Genomic DNA, 2,723 nt, shown 5'->3' with positions numbered 1-2,723 from the left:
ATAACAAGCCCCAATTGAGCCTTTCACAGCCTTCAAAAAAGAAAATCAAACCCCACCTACCCGCAGAATCTGTGGGCAAACGCTACATAGAGCGTTTTTGGCATCCATTTGGGGCGATAGTTGCCCCTTCTTTAGTAGAAGGTGCAAAACCAGCATGGCGCACCATCGATTATTACCTTCAACCCTCCCAACTCTGGAAGCTGCACCAAGACAAGTCAAAGCTAGTAGGTCTGCGCTTTGACGACACAACTAGTTACGCCACAATCGATTTAGACTTTTTTGGGGACTACCACAACATTGAATCTATAAATCGCATCAAAGCGGCGCTAGAGGACATCGGCATAGTCGATATCATCATCCTCCAGTCCAGCTTTAGTGGTGGCTATCACCTGATCCTAACCTTTGCATCCCCCCTGCCTACCTTTGCCCTAGCCTGCGCCTTAGAAATTACCTTAAGAAATGCAGGCTTTATCTTGCGCCAAGGACATTTAGAAATCTTCCCCAACACCAAACCCTATGGTGAAAAACAAATAACTAACTACAAAGCCATCCGTTGCCCCATGCAACCGGGTAGCGGGTCATTTTTACTTGATGATGACCTACAAGCTATTAGTGACTCAGTTTACGTTTTTCTTGACCATTGCGATCGCGCAGCAAGCCGCCAAGATTTAACCAAACTAAAACGGGTAGCGAAAAAAGCCAAAAAACAAATTGCACGAGAGAGATATCGCAAGCAAGAGTCAGCTGATGTTGCCCAGTGGCGTGCCAACTGGGAAGAAATAATTGCGATCGGTTGGACGGGACAAGGACAAACAAACACCCTCCTACAAATCTTTGCAGGCTACGGAATCGTCTTTTTAGACTTAACGGGTGATAAATTAGTCGAATATTGCCTCTCTACTGCAATTAACGCCCCCGGCTATAGCCAATATTGCGGACACCAACACGAAATCGAAGCTAGGGTGCGGCATTGGGTAGAATGCACAATTCACAACAAATGGTACAGCGCCTACGTTAGTTATCCCGAACGACTGTTGGGTACATTCGCCAAAACCTTTGCAGAAGCCATAGCAGATATCAGGAGCATTAATCAACCCAAAGACAACGTAATTCCATTTGACCGTCGCCAGCAGCAGAACTGGGAACGCAGCCAACAAGCCCAACGACGCATCCAGATAGTAGTAAGAGCAATAGAGTGGGATAGTGGGTTACCAGCAGGGGCTACTGAACGAGCAAAAGCAATACGTGCTGAGTACAAACGCCGTTTTAACAAGACTATCTCACAAGAGTATCTGCTCAATAAATCGAGGCGACCTACCAGTTCAGGAACGATTTTACGCTATTTGAGGCTTGTCACTGAGCAATTTACCTCGGATTATTGAGCGGTTACTCACAAGAGACACTACAAAAGCACTTATATTTGTGGCATCCCACGCGCTACATTTTAGATCCTTGGGTAGAAAATAGCTCAAACCCTTATCAATCAAGCGAGAACGGGCAATTTTCTGAGTTTCAAGACTCTTTTGCAAAACAAAACACTCAAAACCTTTGCCAAATGGATAATGACGGTCATTGTTCTTATATGAAGGTTTTGTGTAAGTGTTTACCTCCTGCTGCCGATGCTCCTACAAGGCAGTTGGTAGCAGCGAGTTTTGAAGAACAACTTGTACCACAGGTACAAAGTAAATCTGAGGAAATTGATATTAATGAAGAATCGAATTTATTACAGCTAGAAGATTTGTCTTTAACTTCAAGTGTCAATAATTCTGACAATTCATTAGTTTCTTCAACTATTATACAACTAGCTGAAAACGTTAATGAAAGTAATTCGGATAAGGATTTTAAATACCTTTCTACCCCCAGCACGGCTGAAAATTACAATAATAAAAACTTATTAATCAATTCTGTCACTATTCCGCTGACTGCGCTCACACCTGCAATTGTGCCCCCTGAAACGTCACGAAAAGCCGAAGTTAGCGAGCAAAGTACACCTTCAAGCGATCAAGCAGCAACTCTCGCTTTGTCAGAACTGAAGAAACTGACTAAGTTGCGACTCCAGGCAACATCTCACGCCAAGCGTGTAGTTAGAGAGTACTGCCTAATTGTGCGACGCTTAATTGGAGGCAAGGAACGCGAACGTTTAGAGCTGATTGTCAAAATGCAATTCTATCTCGATTCGGGTAACAAAACTCTAATCGCAGAAGCCAACGAGTGGGCAGCTGCCAATCCTGGGTGTCTACCATTTTCGTTAGCATTGGCGTTTCAAGAAGGTGAGACGTGATGGCTGGATTTTTCTAGTTGTTTATTTCTTTGCTGGCAATAATACTTGGCGGCTATCTCTACGCCTAGTAGCTACAATTGTTGGTTAAACCTGACTGCATGGCAGAGACTTCTTCTGGTAACAAATGCTCCCTAGTCCTGACCTCGAAGTACTTGCGATAATTAGGCGATATGTTGATACTCACGGACAAAGTGTTGTTGCTTCGGATTCAGCAGTAGTATTCTTTAGAATTTGTTTATCGTTCAACAAATCCAATTCTCTTCAATCAAAGCGCGATCGGTTATGCATTGATCAACGACCTACGTCACTTAATTCCCTTAGAGGGTGACAAGGCAACTCTAAGCTATGCAGGACAAAACTTTGAGAAGATAGTGAAGACAAAAAATAGGGAGCATTTTTGTGGCTCCCCTGGAAAAATATGTTTCCTGAATCTTACCAAAAA

At 43.6% G+C, this 2,723-nt stretch carries 1 protein-coding gene and 1 pseudogene; both read left to right on the top strand.

Features of this window, described 5'->3' with window-relative positions; translation table 11 throughout:
* Positions 1-1,382: pseudogene (locus LC574_RS34700) on the top strand (hypothetical protein); the annotation flags it as partial.
* Positions 1,379-2,281: a hypothetical protein gene (locus LC574_RS34695; protein WP_229458148.1), complete on the top strand. Its 903-nt coding sequence runs from the start codon at positions 1,379-1,381 to the stop codon at positions 2,279-2,281. The pseudogene LC574_RS34700 and the gene LC574_RS34695, both read left to right, overlap by 4 nt.
* Positions 2,282-2,723: the final 442 nt, after the last annotated feature.

It is taken from the genome of Nostoc sp. CHAB 5715, from assembly GCF_020829685.1.
GTDB lineage: Bacteria > Cyanobacteriota > Cyanobacteriia > Cyanobacteriales > Nostocaceae > Nostoc.
This window is presented reverse-complemented; position numbering and strand designations above follow the sequence as displayed.